Here is a 1,083-nt window from a genome sequence, read left to right on the forward strand (position 1 = left end):
GGAGAGGAACTGACGGAGAGGATTCTCCTCGGCGGCTTCCACCTTCTTGTGGATCAGCCCGCCAGATTTCTCCACGAACGCCTCCTCGGATCCCTTGTGACATATCCTGCAGGTCTCGGCGACCTTCTTTGGCGAAACCCATGAATCGGGGTCTGAGCTTGGTAGCACATCGTGTGCCGCGTGGCAGCCCCAGCACGCAGGAGCGTCGGTTGCGCCCTGCTTATATGCTGCACCGTGGTAGTAGTCGTCATAGGAATCATACTCGTCCAGGTGACAACGCGCGCAGACGCGGTATGCCGAGAGATGCAACGCCCTCTGGGCGGCCTCGGTGTTGAGGCGCTGGATGTAGTGACCGCCGTGGCAAGATGCGCAGGTGGCCGACTCGAGGTTGCCCTTGCCGAGCTCCTCGGCATGGATCGAGGAGTCGTAGAGCTTCACGACTTCGGTGTTGCGCGCCTGCTGCTCTTCGTTGAAGAGTTCGCTCGAGAGGTGGCAGTTGCGACACGCGTAGCCGGCGTTGACGTTCCAGATCTCGGAGGGGTTGATGCTCTCTTCGTACTTGTAGTCGATGTGGCACTTCTGGCACGACATGCCGGCGTGGGCCGACTCGTCGACACCGAGCACCTGATACGACTTGGGCCGGCCGGCGGAGGTCTTGATGAGGTTCTCGTCGCCGTGACAGGAGAGGCACCCGCCTTCAGAGTCGTAGACGTACGGTACGCCCGGGTCCCAATCGATGTTCAGGTCCTCGTGACAGTCGACGCAGTCCTTCTCGTCGTGACACATCATGCACTTCGTCTGCAGGTTCTTGTCACCGGGCTCCACGTGCGGCTTCTTGGCCCAGTCCCAGGTGTGGAAGGCCGGGCGCAACTTCTCTCTGGGCGTGTGATGGCAGTCCGTACACAGCGCATTGGCCAGCAGTCCACGGGGCCCGTGCTGAAGCCCGTGGCACTCGAAACACTTCTTCATCATCGGTATCTCGGTGCCCTCTGGCCTGTGAGGGAACTGCGTGTGACAACTGCTGCACTGCACCAGCAGGTGCAGGCCGTGAGTGAAGATGATCTCGCCGGCGTAGTTGTCGGT

At 61.1% G+C, this 1,083-nt stretch carries 1 protein-coding gene; it reads right to left on the reverse strand.

Going from position 1 to position 1,083, the window contains the following annotated elements:
* Window positions 1–1,083 (reverse strand): cytochrome c3 family protein (locus Q8K99_11810; GenBank protein MDP2183239.1); only part of this gene is annotated, 1,083 nt, incomplete at both ends.

It is taken from the genome of Actinomycetota bacterium (assembly GCA_030682655.1).
In the GTDB taxonomy this organism is placed as follows: domain Bacteria; phylum Actinomycetota; class Coriobacteriia; order Anaerosomatales; family JAUXNU01; genus JAUXNU01.